Source organism: Pseudomonas sp. MYb13 (assembly GCF_002980075.1).
GTDB classification, from domain to species: domain Bacteria; phylum Pseudomonadota; class Gammaproteobacteria; order Pseudomonadales; family Pseudomonadaceae; genus Aquipseudomonas; species Aquipseudomonas lurida.
In genome coordinates this window covers 82385-102722 of the sequence record NZ_PCQI01000017.1, presented here as the reverse complement: position 1 = coordinate 102722, position 20338 = coordinate 82385, and the positions used below count along the sequence as shown (strand labels likewise).

The 20338-nt window shown below is 62.1% G+C and carries 16 protein-coding genes; 11 read left to right on the top strand and 5 right to left on the bottom strand.

Annotated features, from left to right (window positions below; all coding sequences use genetic code 11):
* Nucleotides 1-16: 16 nt before the first annotated feature.
* The 5 genes from CQ002_RS23905 to CQ002_RS23885 form a co-directional block, all read right to left on the bottom strand.
* Nucleotides 17-478: an SRPBCC family protein gene (locus tag CQ002_RS23905; protein ID WP_034101817.1), complete on the bottom strand. Its 462-nt coding sequence runs from the start codon at nucleotides 476-478 to the stop codon at nucleotides 17-19.
* Between the two features lie 19 nt (nucleotides 479-497).
* Complete coding sequence (locus CQ002_RS23900) at nucleotides 498-3869, bottom strand: amino acid adenylation domain-containing protein (protein ID WP_105161426.1); 3372 nt, start codon at nucleotides 3867-3869, stop codon at nucleotides 498-500.
* Nucleotides 3866-4813, bottom strand: coding sequence for a diiron oxygenase (locus tag CQ002_RS23895; RefSeq protein ID WP_105161427.1), 948 nt, complete (start codon nucleotides 4811-4813; stop codon nucleotides 3866-3868). Before CQ002_RS23895 ends, CQ002_RS23900 begins: the two co-directional genes overlap by 4 nt.
* Complete coding sequence (locus tag CQ002_RS23890; RefSeq protein WP_080758211.1) at nucleotides 4810-5568, bottom strand: DUF3050 domain-containing protein; 759 nt, start codon at nucleotides 5566-5568, stop codon at nucleotides 4810-4812. Before CQ002_RS23890 ends, CQ002_RS23895 begins: the two co-directional genes overlap by 4 nt.
* A gap of 370 nt (nucleotides 5569-5938) precedes the next feature.
* On the bottom strand, nucleotides 5939-6637 hold the full coding sequence (locus CQ002_RS23885) for a GntR family transcriptional regulator (RefSeq protein WP_034101821.1): 699 nt from the start codon (nucleotides 6635-6637) through the stop codon (nucleotides 5939-5941).
* A 330-nt stretch (nucleotides 6638-6967) separates the two neighbouring features.
* Here CQ002_RS23885 and CQ002_RS23880 point away from each other — a divergent pair, with 330 nt between their 5' ends.
* The 11 genes from CQ002_RS23880 to CQ002_RS23830 all read left to right on the top strand — a co-directional run bounded on the left by CQ002_RS23880 (nucleotide 6968) and on the right by CQ002_RS23830 (nucleotide 20042).
* Nucleotides 6968-7861, top strand: coding sequence for a TauD/TfdA family dioxygenase (locus CQ002_RS23880; protein WP_105161428.1), 894 nt, complete (start codon nucleotides 6968-6970; stop codon nucleotides 7859-7861).
* A gap of 13 nt (nucleotides 7862-7874) precedes the next feature.
* Nucleotides 7875-8900 (top strand): ABC transporter substrate-binding protein, encoded by a 1026-nt coding sequence (locus tag CQ002_RS23875; protein ID WP_034101823.1) that lies wholly within the window; start codon nucleotides 7875-7877, stop codon nucleotides 8898-8900.
* Between the two features lies 1 nt (nucleotide 8901).
* Nucleotides 8902-9753, top strand: a complete 852-nt coding sequence (locus CQ002_RS23870; protein WP_034101824.1) for an ABC transporter ATP-binding protein — start codon at nucleotides 8902-8904, stop codon at nucleotides 9751-9753.
* Nucleotides 9754-9764: 11 nt separating this feature from the next.
* The gene (locus tag CQ002_RS23865; RefSeq protein WP_012721565.1) at nucleotides 9765-10613 is read left to right on the top strand and encodes an ABC transporter permease; all 849 of its coding nucleotides are present in this window, start codon (nucleotides 9765-9767) and stop codon (nucleotides 10611-10613) included.
* 151 nt (nucleotides 10614-10764) lie between these two features.
* On the top strand, nucleotides 10765-11685 hold the full coding sequence (locus CQ002_RS23860; protein WP_065899503.1) for a LysR family transcriptional regulator: 921 nt from the start codon (nucleotides 10765-10767) through the stop codon (nucleotides 11683-11685).
* A gap of 228 nt (nucleotides 11686-11913) precedes the next feature.
* Nucleotides 11914-13449 (top strand): MFS transporter, encoded by a 1536-nt coding sequence (locus tag CQ002_RS23855; protein WP_105161429.1) that lies wholly within the window; start codon nucleotides 11914-11916, stop codon nucleotides 13447-13449.
* Nucleotides 13450-13464: 15 nt separating this feature from the next.
* The gene (locus tag CQ002_RS23850; RefSeq protein WP_034101828.1) at nucleotides 13465-14523 is read left to right on the top strand and encodes an HlyD family secretion protein; all 1059 of its coding nucleotides are present in this window, start codon (nucleotides 13465-13467) and stop codon (nucleotides 14521-14523) included.
* Nucleotides 14520-15965: an efflux transporter outer membrane subunit gene (locus CQ002_RS23845; protein ID WP_034101829.1), complete on the top strand. Its 1446-nt coding sequence runs from the start codon at nucleotides 14520-14522 to the stop codon at nucleotides 15963-15965. The genes CQ002_RS23850 and CQ002_RS23845 overlap by 4 nt, the downstream gene beginning before the upstream one ends.
* Before the next feature lie 74 nt (nucleotides 15966-16039).
* On the top strand, nucleotides 16040-16549 hold the full coding sequence (locus CQ002_RS23840) for a sigma-70 family RNA polymerase sigma factor (protein ID WP_034101830.1): 510 nt from the start codon (nucleotides 16040-16042) through the stop codon (nucleotides 16547-16549).
* Entirely contained in the window at nucleotides 16546-17496 is a 951-nt protein-coding gene (locus tag CQ002_RS23835; protein ID WP_098465519.1) for a FecR domain-containing protein, read from the top strand. Before CQ002_RS23840 ends, CQ002_RS23835 begins: the two co-directional genes overlap by 4 nt.
* Nucleotides 17497-17588: 92 nt before the next feature.
* Nucleotides 17589-20042, top strand: a complete 2454-nt coding sequence (locus CQ002_RS23830; protein ID WP_105161430.1) for a TonB-dependent siderophore receptor — start codon at nucleotides 17589-17591, stop codon at nucleotides 20040-20042.
* Nucleotides 20043-20338 lie beyond the last annotated feature (296 nt).

The following is a 20338-nucleotide window of genomic DNA, read 5'->3' as shown; positions in this document are numbered from 1 at the left end:
AGCGAGCCCCTCGCTCCTATCGTTCAAGCATCTGGCGCACATTCGCCAGTGCGCTGTCGGCGAATGTTTGCACGAATTCTTCAAACGCGGCCGGCGTCATTTCAGCGGCCTCGCCGATCAGCGTCCAGGTTGCCTTGGCACCGCCTGATCCAAATGCTTCCACGCGCATTGCCGCCCACAATCGAGCCACGCCCAATGTGTTGTAGATCGTGGTCCATGTCATGCACATCGCATGGTCGTCGTGGCTATTGAGTTGCTCCACGACCCGATGACCATCGTGAAAAAACTTGGTGCGCAAGGCGCCCACGCCCTCACCCATCATTTCGACGTGTGACAGGGCCGGAATAAAGGCGTCAAAGCCTGCAAAGCGACCCACCAGACCCCACAGACGAGCGGCGTCGCAGTTGACGGTGACACAGGCCACTATGGGTGTGCCGGTTGGGTTGCGAATTAATGTATCGGGTTGCAGCGATGTCATGAAGTTGTCCTGAAGCCGTTCAAAGAAAGCGGATAGCCTTGAGGTAGTCGCAGCCCCGTTGCAGCAGCGACGGGCTCTTCTCGGGGTAGTCAGCGCCCATTTCCTCAACCCCCCGGCGTGCGTTGTCGCAGTGGATCATTGAGGTATCGCCAATGTCCTCGCCCAGCCCCTCCAGGTAAAAACCCAATACGCCAAACAGCGCGTTTTCGTGGCCTACCGTTCGCAGTGCTCGTTGCCAGCGCGCGACACTGACCCGCTCGAAGGCGTAGCCCGCCTGGCTGTACGCATCGAGATAGTGGTCCCAGCTCAAAGGCCTTGGGTTATGCAGGTTGAACACAGGTCGCTGCGCGTCAAAGCGGCCGCAGTGGAACGCCACAAACTCAGCGAAGAAGTCCACAGGCATCAGGTCGAAGTTGATCTCCAGGCGCGGGACCAGGCCCAGTTGCAGTGAGCCCTTGAGCATCAGCATCAAGCGGTTCTTCTGCGGTTGGCAAACACCGGTCCGACTGTTGAAGCTGATGTTGCCCGGGCGGTGAATGTTCACCCAGGAGCCTCGCGCCACCGCGTGCCCCAGCCAGCGCTCGGCGACCCACTTGGATACGTTGTAGCCATTCTTGATGTAGATCGGCAGGGCGCTAGTCGCAGGCACTTCGAGCACATGGCCCTCGGCGTCGATGCTGCTGCATGCCGACAGCGTCGAGATGAAGTTGAGTACTTTTTTGCAGTGCGTTTCACACAGGCGCAGGCATTCGAGCACAGGGTCGACGTTGTCCTTGGCCAACGAGGCGTAGTCCATCACGTGATTGACCCGTGCCGCGTTGTGCACCAGCACACCGTAGTTCCGGGCAAGGTCCTCATAGGTGTCACCTGGCAGGCCCAGGTTTGGCTGGCTGATATCCGCGGCATAAACCTGCACCCGGCTCATGTCCAGGTGCTCAAGACGGTGCTCGCTCAATGCCTGGGTGAATCGCGCAGTGGCGGGCTGGCCCGGCAGTTCACGCACCAGGCATGCCACCTGCGTTGCGCCATTGGCCAACAGTGCCTCGACGATATGCACGCCGATAAAGCTGTTGGCGCCGGTCACTATCACGTTGTTGCGGTCTCCTACACGGTCCAAGGGGAGTACCTGCACAACCTCTTGCCGTTGTGCATCCCGAACCGCCTCGCCGGAGGGGGCAGTAGGCAGCGCACCCTTCTCCATCAGCAACGCGAGGGTACGAACCGTAGGTGTTGCGAAGAAGTGGTTCAAGGGCACGCTGCGGCCAAACTGCTCGCGAATGCGCAGCAGCAAAGTCGACAGCAACAGGGAGTGCCCACCGAGGTTGAAGAAGCTGTCATCAATCGACAGTCCTCCCACAGGCAACTGCAGCAACTCACGCCATAACGCCACCAGTTGCATGTGGAGGGATGTTTGCGCTGCCTGCCCGGCGCTAGCCGATGTCGGTTGGGTCGATAACGCCAGTAAGGCCTGGCGGTCCACCTTGCCGTTACTGGAGCACGGCAAGCGAGGTCGCTCGTCCCACACGTCAGGCTGCAGGTAATCCGGCAACCACTGCCGCGCATGCTGCTTCAAATCGTTGAGCGTGGCGCCTGGTTCCGGTTGGGCGACGACACCACGAATCCTGCGTGCGGCATCAATCACCACCGCCACCTGGCGATACAGTCGGCTGTTGCGCAGGCACTGTTCGATCTCCAGGGGTTCGATCCTGATTCCACGGATCTTCACCTGTGCGTCCCGCCTTGCGCCCAACTCGATACCGTCGGCAGTCCACTTTGCGAGGTCGCCACTGCGATAGGCCCGCAAGGTCTGGCCATCCGGCAAGGACAGCGCCAGGAAGGGGTTGTCGGGCGCCTGCGCTGCATTCAAATACCCCAGGCATACTCCCGGGCCGACGATGTACAGGTCGCCCATCACCTCTTCATCCACCGGTTGCAGGTTGTCGTCGAGGATCAGCACCTGGCTGTTGGCGATGGGGCGGCCCAAGTTGCGATTGCCATCCCCGGCTTGCAGGGTTCGATGGGTGACCAGCACCGTAGCTTCGGTCGGACCGTAGAGATTGTGCAGATGGCATTCGCCTGCCAGACGTTCGATCACATAGGGCTCGCAGGCATCGCCTCCGGTGAGCAGGTGCGTCAAGCCCAGCGGTTGATCCAGCGGCAGTATGCTGAGCAGCGCCGGTGGCAGGAACGCATGGCTGATGCGCTGCTGGCGGATCAACTCAACCAGTTGCTGTGGGTCGCGGCGTTGCGCCTCGCTGGGAACAACCAGCTCTGCGCCGGCGATCAGGCTGGGGAAAATATCCATCAGCGATGCATCGAAACTCACTGAGGCGAACTGCAGCACACGACTCTGTTCGCTCAGCGCCATCTGGCTGCCGAACCAGGCGCTGAAGTGGGCGAGGTTGGCCTGACTCAACAGCACCCCCTTGGGTTGTCCGGTGGTGCCCGAGGTGAAGAGCACCGTGCACGGTGCTTCAAGGTCTGCGGGCGGGCGCCGCGAAGGCCTGGCAGTGTCGGGCGGGCCGAGGGTGCACACATCCAATGAAACGAAGCGCTCACGCAATGGATGGCAACCGTTATCCAGCAAAACGCGGGCGCCTGCACTCTCCAGCATGGCCTGCTGGCGCTGTGGTGGGTGTTCCGGACCCAGCGGCAGGTACACTGCGCCGCAGCCGAGCACCGCGAGAATGCTGGCGTACAGCGCGACGGATTTTTCCAGGCAGACACCGACCACGGGTGGAGCCTCACTACCCTCCAGCAGCGGTTCCAGTTGCTCTTGGATGGCGAGGGCCCGAGCCTGAAGTTGCCGGTAAGTCATCACGTTGCCCGCACTGTTCAACGCAGGCCGCTCGGCGAAGGTCAGAAGGCTGGCCTGCACGCGCTCGATCACCGGCACCTGGGCGGCCTGCAACAGGGCAGGGTCCGCCGTGCGATTGAATCGGTGCACAAACGCCAGCGCCTCCAGCACCTGCATGCCTTGGTCGGGCCACGCAGTGGCGCAGGCTTCTGTGGGCAAATACGCAGGGTCGCGTGCAACGCGGCTGACGTGCAAGGCAACCCAGTCGGCCAACACACGTGTCGCTTGCAGGCGCAATCGCTGGCCGTTCCCGCAGGGCACTTCAGGTAGGTCGAGCGCGGCAAGCAAGCGTCCGTTGCGGTCATACCCACGCAGCTGCACGGCGGGCAGTCCATGTGCGCCTAGAGGGCCGATGCCCAGGCGCAGGCTGATACGCGCGGTGCCGGCCAAGCGCGTCGGTACTGACAGGCTGCCGTCATCGACTACCAGGTCGGCGGCCTCATCCCCCGACCGATGCCCACACTGTTCAAGCACGTGCTTCAGGCTGTCCAGGGCGTGGCTGACACCGACCCAGCACATGGTCAGGCATCTCATGCTGCGCTCCCTGCCGGGGGCAAATAGTCGTCCAATGCCTGCGCCACGCTGGGTGTCTGCAGCAACCCGCTGTGGTGCAGAAAACGTGTGATGTTGCCTATCAGCGGGTGTTGGCGGGTGATGGGGAAATCCAGCGCGTTGATTTCTTCCCGCAGTGCATGGCGGATGCCGGGGCTGACGTCCAGGTGTTCGATCAGTTGCAGGTCGAAGGATGCCTGCAGGTCGTTGGTCAGGTACTGGGCCAGGAATGTCGGCAGGACGAGGGCAATGCTGTCCCGATCCTGCGGGCTCGCCACCTGCCAGTAGAGGCGTACCAGGCGTGTCCAGAATTGTGCATGGCGCCCTTCATCCGACAGGTGATCGGCCATCATGCCGCGGACCGACGACTTGACGCTGTCGTCCTTGGCGAAGGCGGCCACATCATGGGTCACGGTGTTCTCGGCGATGGCCACGGCAATCAATTCAACGGCGTCGTGCAGGTGGGCCGGAGCCTGCGCCTGTGCCGCTGGCAGGGCACGGCCGAGTTCGATTTGCTTGGGCAGTTCGAGTGGCTGTATGCCGGTCATTTCGACGGTTTGCTGCAGGAAGTCCAGCGCGACCAGGGCATGGTAGTCCTCGTCCACCACGATGGTCATTGCGTCGTAGCGACAGGCGAGGGGGAAGGGCACGGCAAAGCGATTCTTGGCAATGCTGCGGGCGGTCTTGTCGACGATCTCGGTCTCGAAAATCACCACGTCGTTGATGAATTTGTAGAAGCTTTGCACCAGTACAAAGTCGCGCCATTGCGAGCAGTGTTCGAGAAACGTCGCGCACGCCACGAGTGGCTGGCGACACAGTGGGTAGATCAGGTTGTCGTCGTTCTCCAGCACGCGGCGAGGGCGTGTGCGGATGGTTGCACGGTGTTCCCAATCCTCGGCAATGGAGCGGTAGTCAGAGGCATTCATGGGCGCACCCCTTGCAACGAGGTCCGCACGGTGTCCCAGAAGCTGATGCGGTTTTCCAGGGCGTCGAGTGCGGCGCGCTCGGCTTGTTCCCTGCGGTTTGCATCGTTGCCGATCAGGCGTTGGAGCAACTGTTGCGCCCCTGGCTCATGGCCCTGGGTGTCCAACTCGATGTGACGCTTCAGGTAATGACCCAGGATGGGAGCCTGTCGGTTGATGAGCCCGCTGCCCTGCAACAGGCGTTCGAACATCGCCGGGATGACACTCTCACGGCCGTGCAGGAACGTCGCGGCGACACAGTGAGTAGGCGCATTGAAGGCGATGCGCAAGGTGCTCTCGACGAAGCGGGCCACGCCATGCGGTACATCGACCTGTTGCAAGGCCGCCTGGGCGTCCAAGCCTTGGCGTTGCAGCGAGATAAAGGTATCGATGGCGGCGGTGCTGGCACCCACCTCGAGCATCGCTTCCCGATACAGCTCAAAGTGGCTGCAGTAGCCGTGCTCCGGATGCTCGTCCGACTCCTCGCCCAGTACGATCTCGTTGATCAGGCGGGCGGCGTGTGGGTCGGTCGGGGGGAGCCAAGGCAGGCGCGTGCAGGTCAGGTCCTGTTGCAGGCGTTTGGTGAGGGTCATGAAATCCCATACTGCAAACACATGGCTTTCCATGAAACGTTGTAACTTGCCGAGTGACGTTATTTCTTCAAATAACAAATGGCTGCAGAGTTGCTGTTTTTTTTGTTCAAGCAAAGTTGGGTACATGGTTGATGCCTATAAGTTGTCGCGACTGCTCGTTAAGCAGTGATGGCTTTTGCAGCCGGAAGTAGACAGGTGGAGTTCAACCGGGCCAGGCGCAAGGCACGCCAAAGGCCTGGGCTGGCACGGTCAGTTGAAAGGCTTGATGATCAGCGGGAGATAATAATCGGGTTAAACGTTTGGATGAGCTTATAAGTGTATGAGATGTTTTTTCGAGAAGTTACGTGGGGTGAGTAACTTATTCTTTGAAGGTGGGAAGTTTCCCGAACAGCAGTGGGTTTATCTAATCAGGCTCTAACATCGGGGTCTATGACGCGGAGCGCTCCCTCATCAGTGGAGGCTCCGCAACGTAGGGGGCAGCGTTGCGGTGGGAAATCTATTTGCCGGTCGTTTCAAGGCCACTGAGATAGTGGGCGATCACTTCCATGCCCCGGGTCAGGTGATTGCGCAGTGTCAGGACGCTCTCTTCGATCTTCTTTTGCGCCACCAGGTTCAGCAGTTCCCGGTGATCTTCCTGGGAGGTTTCGCCCAGGCCCATCGCCTCAAGGTTGAAACGCAAAAAACGCTCTTCTTCATTCAAGCCATGTTCGACCAGCTTGAGTAGCCGTTGGTTAGGCGCCTTGCCGTACAGGACCATGTGAAACAGTCGATTGAGGCGGCCGATCTCGGTGTAGTCTTTCTCCCGTTCCAGGGCATTGATATAGGCTTGCGCCTCGGCAATATCGTCTGCGGTCAGCAGCGGGGCCGACAAGCGCAGGGCTTCAGACTCCAGCAGCATGCGCAGGGCATAGGTCTCCGCCGAGTTGTCTTCGATCAGCGGCGCCACCACCGCGCCCTTGTGCGTCACCACATGCAGCAACGACTGTGCTTCCAGCTGGCGCAAGGCCTCGCGTACCGGCATGCGGCTGACACCGAACAGGCTGGCCAGTTCTTGCTGGCGCATGGCGGTACCGCACGGCAATCGACCATCGAGAATGGCATTGCGCAAGGTTTCTTCAATTACGGAGCGAGCAAGATGGGCGGGAATAGGACCGCTGATCTTGATGCTGTTCAAAGGGTTCGGCTTCTGCGTCACGGTTACGCTATCCTCCTTGTTACAATGGTTGGATAATTGGATCCAATGCACACTAGAGGCTGCCTGGCGGCTTGTCAAACGGCAAGGTTTTCGGCTTGTAAGCGGCTAAACACGCGGCTCTTGGCGCCCACATTGCGTTTCTGCGATGTCTTACAGCCTGGTGTCATGTTGCTATGAACTTAACGTTTCGCTTCGCCGGTTTATCCCATGGCGCAGACCGGTGCCGAGTTTTCACCGCAACGTTCCCATCTATAGATATTCATTAACGGTATTTAAACCGCCGCTCTTATATCTATAAAGTCACTCTCCTGTCTGACCGGGAGTGAACTCATGTCCGCCACCTCTACTGTTCCAACAGCGATCCCTACCGCCCAAACCTTCGAGATTCGCCCATTTCCCGGCAGCGTCGGTGCCGAGATCGTCGGCCTCGATTTGACCCGTCCGGTCAACGACGAAGATTTCGTGCGCATTCATCGCGCGCACCTGGACCATCATGTCGTGGTTTTCCGTGATCAACGTATCACTCCCGAGCAACAAATCGACTTCAGCCGTCGATTCGGCGTGCTGCAGATCCATGTGCTCAAACAGTTCCTGCTGGCCAACCATCCGGAAATCCTGATCGTCTCGAACATCATCGAAAACGGCCAATCCATCGGCCTGGGTGACGCGGGCAAATTCTGGCATTCGGACCTCTCCTATAAAGAACTGCCGAGCCTGGGCTCGATGCTGCACGCCCAGGAGTTGCCCTCTGAAGGCGGCGACACCCTGTTCGCCGACATGCACAACGCCTGGGACCAATTGCCCGAGCACCTGCGCAAAGCCGTCGAAGGCCGCAGTGCTGCCCACTCCTACACCGCGCGCTACAGCGAAACCAAATTCGAAGGCAACTGGCGCCCCACGTTGACGCCCGAGCAGCTTGCCCAGGTCGCGGAAGTCGTGCACCCCATTGTGCGCACCCACCCGGAAAACGGCCGCAAAGCGCTGTTCGTCAGTGAAGGTTTCACCACCCGCATCGTTGGTCTGCCAGAAGACGAAAGCCGGGACCTGCTCGCCCAACTCTACGCACACAGTGTGTTGCCGCAAAACATCTACCGCCACCAGTGGCAGCCCCATGACCTGGTGTTCTGGGACAACCGTTCGCTGATCCACCTGGCTGCTGGCTGCCCTAGTCATCTGCGCCGCAAGCTGTTTCGTACCACCATCCAGGGCGACGCGCCTTTCTGATCGGAGCATGACCATGTCCAGGAATATTCCATTCGCACGGCTGGCCGCGACCGTCGGCCTGGGTGTCAGCCTCTTGGCCGGTAGCCTGGTTGCACCGGCCACCGCGCAGGCCGAAGGTGAGATCCGCATCGCCGAACAGTTCGGCATCGTTTACCTGCTGCTCAACGTGGTACGCGACCAGAACCTCATTGAGAAATACGGCAAGCAGGAAGGTATCGACATCAAGGTCGACTGGACCCAACTGTCTGGCGGCGCCGCCGTCAATGACGCGCTGCTCTCAGGCTCGATCGACATTGCCGGTGCCGGTGTCGGCCCACTGCTGACCATCTGGGACCGCACCCACGGCAAACAGAACGTCAAGGCCGTCGCTTCCCTGGGTAACTTCCCGTACTACTTGGTCAGCAACAATCCCAAGGTCAAGACCATCGCCGATTTCACCGAGAAAGATCGTATTGCCGTACCGGCGGTGGGCGTGTCGGTACAGTCGCGCTTCCTGCAATACGCGGCGGCCAAGCAATGGGGTGACAAGGAATTCAATCGCCTCGACAAGTACACCGTGGCCGTCCCGCACCCGGATGCCACCGCCGCGCTCATCGCAGGCGGCACCGAACTGACCGGACACTTCTCCAACCCACCGTTCCAGGACCAGGCCCTGGCCAACCCGAACGTGCATGTGGTGCTGAACACCTACGACCTGCTCGGCCCGAACTCGCCGACGGTGCTGTTCGCCACCGAGAAATTCCGCAACGACAACCCGAAAACCTACAAGGCGTTCGTCGAGGCGTTGACCGAAGCGGCGCAGTTTGCCCAGAACGACAAAGGCGCTGCGGCCGATACTTACATCCGCGTGACCAAGGCCAAGATCGACCGCGCCGAGCTGCTTAAAATCATCGACAACCCGCAGTTCGAATTCAGCGTCACACCGAAAAATACCTACCCGCTGGCGGAATTCCTCTACCGCGTCGGCGCCATCAAGAACAAGCCTGAATCGTGGAAGGACTACTTCTTCCAGGACGCCAAGCCCCTGCAAGGAAGTTGAGATGAACGCGCCCTTGCAAGGCCACACGGCCAGCAACCTGCACACCACCGGCCCTTTACTGGCGGTGGATAACGTCAGCCTGGAATACCGCACCCCCGAGCGCGTGGTCCGGGCCACCCACCAGGTGAGTTTCGAGATCGACCCAGCCGACCGCTACGTGCTGCTCGGCCCTTCGGGTTGCGGTAAGTCCACCTTGCTCAAATCCATTGCCGGGTTTATCAAACCCTGCGAGGGCGAGATCCGCCTGTTGGGGCAAAAGGTCGAGCAACCGGGCCCGGACCGGATCGTCGTGTTCCAGGAATTCGACCAGCTGCCGCCGTGGAAAACCGTCAAGCAGAACGTGATGTTCCCGCTGCTGGCCTCGAAAACCCTGAAGCGCGCCGAAGCCGAAGAACGCGCGTTGCACTACCTCGACAAAGTCGGCCTCACGGCCTTTGCCGACGCCTATCCACACACCCTTTCCGGCGGTATGAAAGCGCGTGTCGCCATCGCCCGTGCCCTGGCCATGCAGCCGAAAATCCTGCTGATGGACGAACCCTTCGCCGCCCTCGACGCCCTGACCCGGCGCAAGATGCAGGAAGAGCTGCTGTTGCTCTGGGAGGAGGTGCGTTTCACCCTGTTGTTCGTTACCCACTCCATCGAGGAAGCGTTGGTGGTGGGCAATCGCATCCTGCTGCTGTCGCCCCATCCCGGGCGCGTGCGTGCCGAAATCCACAGCCATCAATATGACCTGCACAGCCTCGGTGGCGTGGAGTTCCAGGCGTCGGCGCGGCGCATTCATCGCCTGCTGTTCGATGAAGCGCCCGAGGCCGAACGTGAGTTGGGTTTCGCCGATATCCGCATCGCTTACTGAAGGGACAACCCATGCGCCAGGAATATGAAATCACCCTCGAACCACTGCTCAGCGTTCCCGTTGAACGTGAACTGCCCCTGCGCCAGCGGCTGTGGCAACAAGGCTGGTTGCGCAAGGGGCTGATCCTGATCGTGCTCGCGATCCTCTGGGAAGCCGTTGCGCGTTATCAGAACAACGACCTGCTGCTGCCGAGTTTCTTGCAGACGTTTCACGCACTCTACGACGGCCTGCTCAGTGGCGAACTGCTGAGCAAGGTGAGCATCTCGCTGGTGGTGCTGATCAAGGGTTACCTGATCGGCATCGTGCTGGCGTTTGCCCTGACGACCTTGGCGGTGTCCACCCAACTGGGCCGTGACTTGTTGAGTACCCTGACCTCGATGTTCAACCCGCTGCCGGCAATTGCCTTGCTGCCGCTGGCGCTGCTGTGGTTTGGCCTGGGGCAGAACAGCCTGATTTTCGTGCTGGTGCATTCGGTGTTGTGGGCGCTGGCGCTCAACACTTATTCAGGGTTCCTCGGCGTGTCCGAAACCCTGCGCATGGCCGGTCGCAACTACGGCCTCAAGGGCATGCGATTCGTGCTGTTCATCCTGATCCCGGCGGCGCTGCCGTCGATCCTTGCGGGCCTCAAGATCGGCTGGGCGTTTGCCTGGCGCACGCTGATCGCCGCCGAGCTGGTCTTCGGTGCCACCAGCGGCAAGGGGGGCCTGGGTTGGTACATTTTCCAGAACCGCAACGAGCTCTACACCGACAAGGTATTTGCCGGGCTGGCGGTGGTGATCCTGATCGGGCTGCTCGTGGAAAACCTGGTGTTCGACACCTTTGAGCGGCTCACTGTAAAGCGTTGGGGCATGCAACGCTAAACAGGGGTGGTTGGTCTTTGCCCGTTGTGAACCCAATAATGCCGGCCCAAGGCCACCTACGCGGACTACCTGCCTCGCAACGTGAAGGGTTACCTGTAAAGCCTGCTACGATTGCGCTCAATTTACGCCCCGTTGATCACGAGTGCTTGGCATGCAACTACCGGATATGAACCTGCTGGTCGCCCTCGACGCCTTGCTCGACGAGGGCAGCGTGGTCGGCGCCGCCCGACGCATGAACCTGAGCCCGGCGGCCATGAGCCGCACCCTGACGCGTATTCGCGAAGCTGTGGGCGACCCGATCCTGGTACGTGCCGGTCGCGGCCTGGTGCCCACGCCCAAGGCCCTGCAGTTGCAAGGCCAGGTGCGCAACGTGGTGGAGCAGGCGGCGCTGTTGTTCCGCTCGGCGGATCAGGTCGACCTGAGCACCTTGCGCCGCCGCTTCAGCGTGCGCGCCAATGACTTTTTTATCGGCGTGTATGGCGGTCGCCTGTTCGACACCATGGAGCGCATGGCGCCGCTGTGCGAGCTGTGTTTCGTGCCCGAAGGCGACACCGACGACGAGGCCCTGCGCGAAGGGCGCCTGGATCTGCGCGTGAGCAACACCATGCCGGTCAGCCCCGAAGTGAAGGTGCAGAACCTGTTCTCCACCACCTTCGTCGGCCTGGCGCGGGAAGACCATCCGTTGTTCGATGAAGAAATCACCGCGGCACGTTTTGCCAGCTACTCGCATATCAGCATCTCGCGGCGCGGCATCGCGCGCGGGCCGATCGATACCGCGCTGAATGCCCAGGGCCTGGAGCGCCGCGTGGCGATGATCGCCCCAGGCTTTCATGGCGCGATGTTCATGTTGCCCGATTCCGACCTGCTGCTGCCGGTGCCCAAGGAAGCGCTGTTGAGCGCCAATCGCCTTAAACTGCCACTGCGCGCGTTCGCCTTGCCGATCTCGCTGCCGACGCTGGTCCTGGCCCAATCCTGGCACCCGCGATTCGACAAGGACCCCGCCCACAAATGGCTGCGCGAAACCATGCGCGAAAGTTGCCACGCCACCTGGCTCGAAGCCCAACCTACCTGAAGTGAATGCGGTGAATGTCGGCGCTGGCTTGCCTGCGATTGCGGCCTGGCTGATCCAAATGGGTCACTGACCCACCGCTATCCCCGGCAAACCAGCCCCCCGGCACGCGGTTTGTGTCGGTCATGATTGTTGCGTCTGGTGCAGTTATAACCTGCCAACAAGTAACTTTTTGTCATGTTTGTGCCTGATTAAACTGCTCGGGTATTTACCATTCCGAGTTACCCGTTCATGACTTCCCTCGCTGCCCCCACCCTCGCGGCCGCAGCCAAGCCTACTGCCATGACCCCACCTGTATTCGGGACGCGGATCATCATCGGGCTGGTCGGCGTGTTACTGGCGGTGCTGGTCTGCGGTCTCAACGAGATGGTCACCAAGGTGGCCCTCGCGGATATTCGCGGCGCCCTGTACATCGGCTTTGACGAAGGCACCTGGCTGGTCGCGGCTTACACCGCCACCTCCGTGTCGGCCATGGCCTTTGCGCCGTGGTGCTCGGTGACCTTTTCCCTGCGCCGCTTCACCCTCTGCGCCATCGGCGTATTCACCGTGCTGGGGATCCTGTGTCCGTTCGCGCCGAACTACGAAAGCCTGCTGGTACTGCGCACTGTGCAAGGCCTGGCCGGTGGCGCGTTGCCGCCGATGCTGATGACCGCGGCACTGCGGTTCCTGCCGGCCAACGTCAAGCTGTACGGCTTGGCTGGCTACGCACTCACCGCCACTTTCGGCCCGAGCCTGGGCACGCCACTGGCAGCGCTGTGGACCGAGTACGTCGGCTGGCAGTGGGCGTTCTGGCAGATCGTCGCGCCGTGCCTGCTGGCCATGGTCGCCGTGGCCTACGGGCTGCCGCAGGATCCGCTGCGCCTGGAGCGCTTCAAGCAGTTCAACTGGCGTGGCCTGCTGCTGGGCTTCCCGGCGATCTGCATGCTGGTGATCGGCATCCTGCAAGGCAACCGCCTGGACTGGTTCGAGTCAGGCCTGATCACCTTCCTGCTGTGTGGCGGCAGTGTGTTGCTGGTGCTGTTCATGGTGAACGAGTGGTCGCAGCCCATACCATTCTTCAAGTTGCAGATGCTCGGCCTGCGCAACCTGTCGTTCGCCCTGATTGTGCTGGCGGGCGTGCTGATGGTGCTGACCTCGGTGATCATCATCCCGTCGAGTTTTCTCGCCCAGGTCCAGGGTTATCGCCCGCTGCAAACCGCGCCGGTGATGCTGCTGATGGCCATCCCGCAGTTGATCGCGCTGCCAATGGTGGCGGCGCTGTGCAACCTGCGCTGGGTCGACTGCCGCTGGGTGCTGGGGATCGGCCTGGGCATGCTGGTGCTGTGTTGCGTGGGCAGCGCGCACCTGACCTCGGCATGGATTCGCGATGACTTCTACGGCCTTTACCTGCTGCAAATCTTCGGACAACCGATGGCCGTGTTGCCGCTGCTGATGCTGTCCACCGGCAGCATCCAGCCCATGGACGGCCCGTTTGCATCGGCCTGGTTCAACACCATCAAGGGGCTGGCCGCCGTGGTCGCCACGGGCGTGCTCGATACCTTGACCACGCAGCGCCTGCACTTCCACTCGACCATGTTGGTGGACCGCCTGGGCAACTCACCCCTGGCCGACGGCGACGCGTCGGGCCTGGCGCACCGCCTGCACGAGCAGGCCGTGGTGCTGACCTCTTCGGACCTTTATTACGTCATGGCCGCCGTCGCGGTGGCGTTGATCCTGCTGATTTTCTGGATGCCCACGCGGATTTTCCCGCCTCGCGCACCGACTTGATTGAAAGGACTGTTCATGAAACGCAAAGACAAAATTGCCGTCTCCGTCATCGCTGTGTTCGCCGTCGGCGTGCTGGTGTACTTGGTCGCGCCGGGTATGTTGGGCAGCAAGCGCCAGACCACCAACGACGCGTTCGTCGCCGCTGACTTCACGCTGGTTGCGCCACGTGTCGCTGGCTTCATCAAGGAGGTGCTGGTGGAAGACAACCAGCGCGTCAAGGCCGGGCAACTGCTGGCGCTGATCGACGACCGCGACTTCCGTGCCGCCGCCCAGGCTGCCGATGCCGATGCGTTGGTCGCCCAGGCCCAACTGAAAAACGCCACCGCCACCCTCGAGCGCCAAAGCTCGTTGATCGCCCAGGCCCAGGCCACCGTCGCGGCGGACCGTGCCGAAATGGCCTTCGCCGAACACGAACTGAATCGCTACAACCACCTCGCCGGTGTCGGCGCCGGCACCGTGCAGAACGCCCAGCAAGCCAAGACCCGCATCGACCAGGCCACCGCGCGCCTGGCGAATGCCACGGCGGTGCTGGCGGCCGAACGCAAGCAAGTGGAAATCCTCACCGCCCAGCGCGATGCCGCCGAAGGTGGACTCAAGCGTGCCCAGGCTGCGCTGGAGTTGGCCAGTTACCAGCTGTCCTACACGCGCATCGTCGCGCCGGTCGATGGCATGGTCGGCGAGCGCGCGGTGCGGGTTGGCGCCTACGTGACGCCGGGTAGCAAGATCCTGGCGGTCGTGCCGCTGGAAGACGCGTATGTGGTGGCCAACTTCCAGGAAACCCAGCTGTCCCACATGCACGCCGGCCAGCCCGTGCAGGTGCGTGTCGACAGCCTCGACGGTGAGTTGCTCTACGGTCATCTGGAAAGCCTGGCGCCCGCCACTGGGGTGACCTTCGCGTCGGTCAAGCCGGATAACGCCACGGGTAACTTCACCAAGGTGGTACAGCGCATCCCGGTGAAGATCGTTCTCGAACCCAACCAGGCGCATACCGAGCGCCTGCGGGTCGGCATGTCGGTAGAAGCCAGCGTCGACACCCAGCCAGTGGCGAAGCAGCGTGAGGTGGCCCAGCAATGAAGCGAGTCGCCTGGCTCACCTTGAGCCTTATCAGCCTGAGCGCCTGCACGGTCGGGCCGGATTTCCACAAGCCCCAGAACCCGCAAGTCTCGCAATGGAGCGAGCCCCAGGGCCGCCAGGCGGCTAGCCGTGCCGTCAGCGATCCCTTGCAGGAACGCTGGTGGGATGTGTTCCACGACGCGCAACTCTCGGCCCTCACACGTCGGGCGCTCACCGATAACCTGGACCTGAAACTGGCCAGCAGTCGCCTGCAACAAAGCCGTGCGGTGCGCCAGGTGACCACCGCCGAGCGTTACCCCGACGTCAACGCCAACGGTGACTACCTGCGCCAGCGCAACAGCGGCAAAGGCTTGAGCGACCCGTCCGGCCACAACGGCCGCTCGGCGTTCAACCAGTGGGACATGGGCTTCTCCGCCTCCTGGGAGCTGGATTTCTGGGGCCGGGTAAAACGCGAAACCGAAGCCGCCGACGCCACCCTGCAAGTGGCTGAAGACGACCGCCGCGCGGTGTTGTTGTCGGTACTCGCCGAGACCGCGCAGGACTACATCCAATTGCGCGGCGTACAGAACACCCGCGCCGTCACCGAACAAAACCTCGACGTCGCCCGCCACAGTCTCAAGTTGTCGCAATTGCGCCTGGCTGACGGCGTGGCGACGGATCTGGATGTCGCCGAAGCCGCCGCCCAGGTCGCCGCCATCGAAGCGCGCCTGCCGGATCTGCAACAGCGCCAGGACCAACTGATCAATGCCCTCAGCCTGTTGATGGGCGAGCCGCCGCAGGCCCTGCACGCGCAGCTGTCCAAGGACGCCGCCGTGCCGCAAACCCAGCGTCAGGTCGCCATTGGCCTGCCGTCGGAACTGGCCGAGCGCCGCCCGGATATCCGCCAGGCGGAGGCGCGCCTGCACGCCGCCACCGCCAACATCGGCGTGGCCAAGGGCGACTTCTACCCGCGCATCACCTTGTCCGGCAGCCTCGGTTCCCAGGCCATGCAACTCTCGGACTTTGGTTCCTGGGGCTCCCGCGCCTTTGCCTTCGGCCCGCAGTTCAGCTTGCCGCTGTTCAATGGTGGGCGCCTGCAAGGCATGCTGAACCTGCGCGAGGCCCAACAACAGGAAGCGGCGCTCGCGTACCAGCAAACCGTACTGCGTGCCTGGCATGAGATCGATGACCAGTTGACCCGCTACAACGCCAGCCAATTGCGTCGCGACAGCCTGGCCGAAGCCGTGCGCCAGAACCAGATTGCCCTGAGCACCGCGCAACAGCAGTACGTCGAGGGCGTGGTGGATTTCGTCAACGTGCTGACCGTGCAAAGCGCGTTGCTGGCCACGCAGGAGCAGTGGGTGGAGAGCTCGACCGGCGTGTCCCTGGCCATGGTTGGGCTGTACAAAGCGCTGGGCGGCGGTTGGGAATCGGTGTACCCGCTGCAAACCGCTGGGCGCTGAACGGCAAAGAGTTTTTGTCAGTCGCGAAATAAGGTGTAATGATAATTGCTCTCAATAGTGTATCTGAGCTTTTCATGGACACCGCGACTGACGGCCAGCATCAGCTTCACCTCCTGTACCGCGACCATCACGGCTGGCTGCAAGGCTGGCTGCGCAAGCGCCTGGGCGACCGCGAGCATGCGGCCGATGTGGCGCAGGACACCTTCCTGCGCCTGTTGGTGTCCGGGCGTTTTCCCGGCGACAAGGAAAGCCGCAGCTACCTGGCGCAGATCGCACGCAACCTGGTGATCGACCAATGGCGGCGCCTGCGTATCGAGCGTGCCTACCTGGAAAGCATTGCGCACTTGCCCGAGCCGGAATCGCCGTCCCTGGAAACCCGCGCGCTGATCCTCGAAACCCTGATGCAGATCGACGCCATGCTCGATCGCATGCCCGACAACGTGCGCCAGGCGTTTATGCTGTCGCAGTTCGAAGGCTTGAGTTATGCACAGATCGCCGAACGCTTGGGCGTGACGGTCAGCTCGGTGCAGAAGTACATGACCCGCGCAATTGTTGCCTGCTACCAGGTGGCCTACGAAGAATGAGACACGACGCGCCCATCGCCCCGGCGGTTGTCGAGCAAGCCAGCGAGTGGTTGATGCTGCAATGGGGCGGCGAACTGCAAGGCGAACAACGCCAGGCCTTTGCCCGATGGCAGGCTGCCGACCCCGAGCATCGTCGTGCCTGGCAGCGTCTGCAGCAGCTGCAACAAACCTTCGGCAACGTGCCCGCCGACAGTGCCCGTGCCGTGTTGCGCGACACCCCCGACACCCAGCGCCGCGCCGCACTCAAGCTGCTCGGCCTGCTGCTGATGGCCGGCGGCGGTGGCTACCTGGTGCAACGCAGCGAACCCTGGCACGCGGCCTTCGCCGAGTATCGCACCCACACCGGCGAGATTCGCCACGTCACCCTCAGTGACGGCACGCGCCTGGACCTCAACAGCGACAGTGCCGTCGACCTGCGTTTCAGCGCCAGCGAGCGGCGCATCCGCCTGATCCGCGGCGAAGTCCTGCTGACCAGCGGCCACGACCCCGTTCGCCCATTGATCGTCGAAACCCCGGCGGGCGATGTGCAGGCGTTGGGCACCCGCTTTGCCGTGCGTGAGCTGCCCGACGGCAGCCGCGTCGACCTGTACGAAGGCCGCCTGCGGGTCACCCCGGTGCATGGCGCGCCAGTGCAGATGAATGCCGGCGACAGCCTGTGGTTCAACCCGCAGCAAAGCAGGGTACTGGCAGCGATGAGCGCCAACGCAAGCAGTTGGACCGAGCACCGCCTGATCGCCGAACGCCAGCCGCTGGGCGAGTTTGTCGCGCAACTGAGTCGCTATCGTCCGGGGCTGTTGCGGTGTGACCCGGCGGTGGCGGGGTTGCTGCTCACTGGCGTGTTCCCACTGAACGATACCGATGCAATCCTCGCGGCGCTGGAGCGCTCGCTACCGGTGCAAGTACAGGCGGTCACGCGCTATTGGGTGACGATCAAGGCGCGAGCCTGAACATTTTTTCACGCGCGCTTGTCGGTTTCTGCGTCCCGTTCGGGATACCTCTTGAAAGCCAATCAAGAAGCGATCTCACGGGGAGTCCTGCAATGCCGCACCACCCAATCCAACCCTTGGCCCGCGCGCTGCGCCGTGGCTTGTTTGTCAGCCTGCTGGCGACGGTGCCGCTGCTACCGACGCTGGCTCACGCTGAAGAAAGTGCTGAAGCGTTGCGCAGCTACTCCATTCCTGCCGGCAGCCTTGACCAGGCGCTGAACCGCTTTGCCAGCGCCTCAGGCATTTTGCTGTCGGTGGATGCCACGCTCACCGAAGGCAAACGCAGTACCGGCCTGCAAGGGCGCTTTGGGGTCGGGACCGGTCTGGAGCGGCTGTTGGCGGGCAGCGGCCTGGTGGCAGTGCAATCCCAGGGTGGTTGGTCGTTGCAGGCCATTTCCGAGGGCGGGCCGTTACAGCTGGGTGCCACCCAAATCAGCGGCCAGCAAACGCAGGAAAGCGCCTGGGGGCCGGTGGAAGGTATTGTTGCAACCCGCAGTGCTTCGGGCAGCAAGACCGATTCGGCGCTGGTGGAAATCCCCCAGACCATCAACGTGATCACCGCCGCCGAGATCAAGGCGCGCGGAGCGCAAAGCGTCACCCAGGCGTTGCTCTACACCCCTGGCATGACGGCGGGCGGTTTCGCCGATCGGGTCAAGTTGTTCGATGAACCGACCTCGCGCGGCTTCTCGCCCACTCCCCTGTACCTCGATGGTCTGCACCTGCCCTACGGCGGCGGCAGTACCGGCGGTGCGTTGCAGATCGAGCCGTATTCCCTGGAGCGTATCGAGGTCCTCAAGGGGCCGGCGTCCGTGCTGTACGGGCAGAACCAGCCTGGCGGTATCGTCAACATGGTCAGCAAGCGCCCCAGCGAAACCCCGATCCACCAAGTGGTGCTGGAAGCCGGCACCTACGAGCACAAAAGCGCGGCCATCGACTTGAGCGGCCCGCTGGATGAGCAGGGGCAGTTTCTCTACCGTCTCACCGGCCTGGCCAACGATGGGCAGGACGAAATCAACTACGTCGAAAACAAACGCCAGTTCATCGCCCCCAGTCTGACCTGGCAGCCCAGCGATGACACCCGCGTAACAGTGTTCGCCCAGTACCAGAAAGACAAAGGCGTGCCCGAAGCCCAAGGCCTGCCAGCGTCCGGCACGCTGTGGGACAACCCCAACGGCAAGATCAAGCGTGACCTGTTCATCGGCGAACCGGGCGTCAACCAGTACAACCGCGAGCAATACGTGCTGGGCTACGAGGTTTCCCATCGTCTCAACGACACCTGGACCCTCAAGCAAAACGCCCGCTATGCCGAGGTCGACGACCGCTACACCGCGCCGTTGCACGGCTACCGTTTTGTCGCCAACCCAGCCACTGGCGTGCAGGACCAACGCTACCTGCAACGCTTTGGCGTGGATTGGGCGCAGAACAACAAAGTGTTCGGCGTGGACAACATCGCCCAGGCTGAATTCGACACGGGCGCGCTGTCCCACACGATGATCTTCGGCCTGGATTACTACCATTCAAACTCACTGTTCCACGGCTTGTATGACCGCAACCCGCCGATCATCGACCTGTTCAAGCCGGTCTACGGCCAGCGCCTGAATTTTGGCCAGCCATACCGCTGGGACCGTACCATCACCCAAACCGGCCTGTACGTGCAGGACCAGATCAAGCTGGATAAATGGGCATTGGTACTGGGCGGGCGCTATGACTGGGCCAATGTGGTCAACAAAGAGCCCTTGACCGACACCCGCTTCGCCAGCAAAGACCAGGCGTTTACCGGTCGTGCAGGCCTGGTGTACCTGTTCGATAACGGCGTGGCGCCCTTCGTCAGCTACACCGAGTCCTTCCTGCCGCTGGCCGGTACTGACGCCAACAAAAAGCCATTCGAACCCTCGACCGGCAACCAGTACGAAGTCGGCGTGAAGTACCAGCCGCCTGGCCAGAAGAGCTTCGCGCAGGTGTCGGTCTACCAGTTGGACCAGGAGAATGTGCTCACCACCAATCCGGTGGATACCACCTACAGCACCCAAAGCGGCGCCATGCGCTCACGGGGCGTGGAGCTGGAAGCCAAGGCCGTTCTCAACGATGCCTGGGACATCGTCGCTTCGGCCTCGCGCAATGACATCAAATACACCAAGGACAACGACGGCCGCGAGGGTCGCCATCCTGCGGGCATCTCGCCGCTCACCGCCTCGATGTGGGTCAACTACAGCGTGCTCGGCGACACCCCGTTGGCCGGCCTCGGCGCAGGCCTGGGCGTACGCTATGCGCGCCAAAGCCTGGGTGACTACTACGAGGGCGCTTTCAGCGTGCCGTCCTACAGCGTCTACGACGCCAGCCTGAGCTACGACCTGAGCCGTTCGCCGCTCAAACTCAAGGGCGTGAAACTGGCGATGAATGTGCAAAACCTCACCAACAAAACCTATGTCTCGCAGTGCACCAGTGATCTGGATTGCTATTACGGGGAAGGGCGGACGGTGGTGTCGAGCCTGACCTATGACTGGTAGCCACCTATAACCTGTAGGCGCCGGCTTGCCAGCGATGGAGGCCTTGAATGCAGCATGCCTACAGCCGCCCTTGATCATGATCGTGCTTTTGATCTTGGGCGGCCCCCCAAATCACGGTCGGATTGCGGGCACACCGAGCGTTGCGGCAAGGGCCCTTTTGGTGACTTTTGGCTGGGTCGGCATTCCGGGCTCTTTTCCAAAAGTGATCCGTTGTAAGCGTGGAACCCATAGCAGCCCTGACCGCAGCAATGGATAGGTACCCGGTCTGATCCAACATCCAGGTCGCCTGTCAGGCC

Bases quoted from the DNA above. Each gene is read 5' to 3' on its own strand.
- CQ002_RS23845 (WP_034101829.1), top strand. From the start codon at position 14,520: ATGAAGCGAGTCGCCTGGCTCACCTTGAGCCTTATCAGCCTGAGCGCC.
- CQ002_RS23855 (WP_105161429.1), top strand. From the start codon at position 11,914: ATGACTTCCCTCGCTGCCCCCACCCTCGCGGCCGCAGCCAAGCCTACT.
- CQ002_RS23830 (WP_105161430.1), top strand. From the start codon at position 17,589: ATGCCGCACCACCCAATCCAACCCTTGGCCCGCGCGCTGCGCCGTGGC.
- CQ002_RS23865 (WP_012721565.1), top strand. From the start codon at position 9,765: ATGCGCCAGGAATATGAAATCACCCTCGAACCACTGCTCAGCGTTCCC.
- CQ002_RS23895 (WP_105161427.1), bottom strand. From the start codon at position 4,813: ATGAATGCCTCTGACTACCGCTCCATTGCCGAGGATTGGGAACACCGT.
- CQ002_RS23850 (WP_034101828.1), top strand. From the start codon at position 13,465: ATGAAACGCAAAGACAAAATTGCCGTCTCCGTCATCGCTGTGTTCGCC.
- CQ002_RS23860 (WP_065899503.1), top strand. From the start codon at position 10,765: ATGCAACTACCGGATATGAACCTGCTGGTCGCCCTCGACGCCTTGCTC.
- CQ002_RS23870 (WP_034101824.1), top strand. From the start codon at position 8,902: ATGAACGCGCCCTTGCAAGGCCACACGGCCAGCAACCTGCACACCACC.
- CQ002_RS23900 (WP_105161426.1), bottom strand. From the start codon at position 3,869: ATGAGATGCCTGACCATGTGCTGGGTCGGTGTCAGCCACGCCCTGGAC.
- CQ002_RS23835 (WP_098465519.1), top strand. From the start codon at position 16,546: ATGAGACACGACGCGCCCATCGCCCCGGCGGTTGTCGAGCAAGCCAGC.
- CQ002_RS23875 (WP_034101823.1), top strand. From the start codon at position 7,875: ATGTCCAGGAATATTCCATTCGCACGGCTGGCCGCGACCGTCGGCCTG.
- CQ002_RS23840 (WP_034101830.1), top strand. From the start codon at position 16,040: ATGGACACCGCGACTGACGGCCAGCATCAGCTTCACCTCCTGTACCGC.
- CQ002_RS23890 (WP_080758211.1), bottom strand. From the start codon at position 5,568: ATGTACCCAACTTTGCTTGAACAAAAAAAACAGCAACTCTGCAGCCAT.
- CQ002_RS23880 (WP_105161428.1), top strand. From the start codon at position 6,968: ATGTCCGCCACCTCTACTGTTCCAACAGCGATCCCTACCGCCCAAACC.
- CQ002_RS23905 (WP_034101817.1), bottom strand. From the start codon at position 478: ATGACATCGCTGCAACCCGATACATTAATTCGCAACCCAACCGGCACA.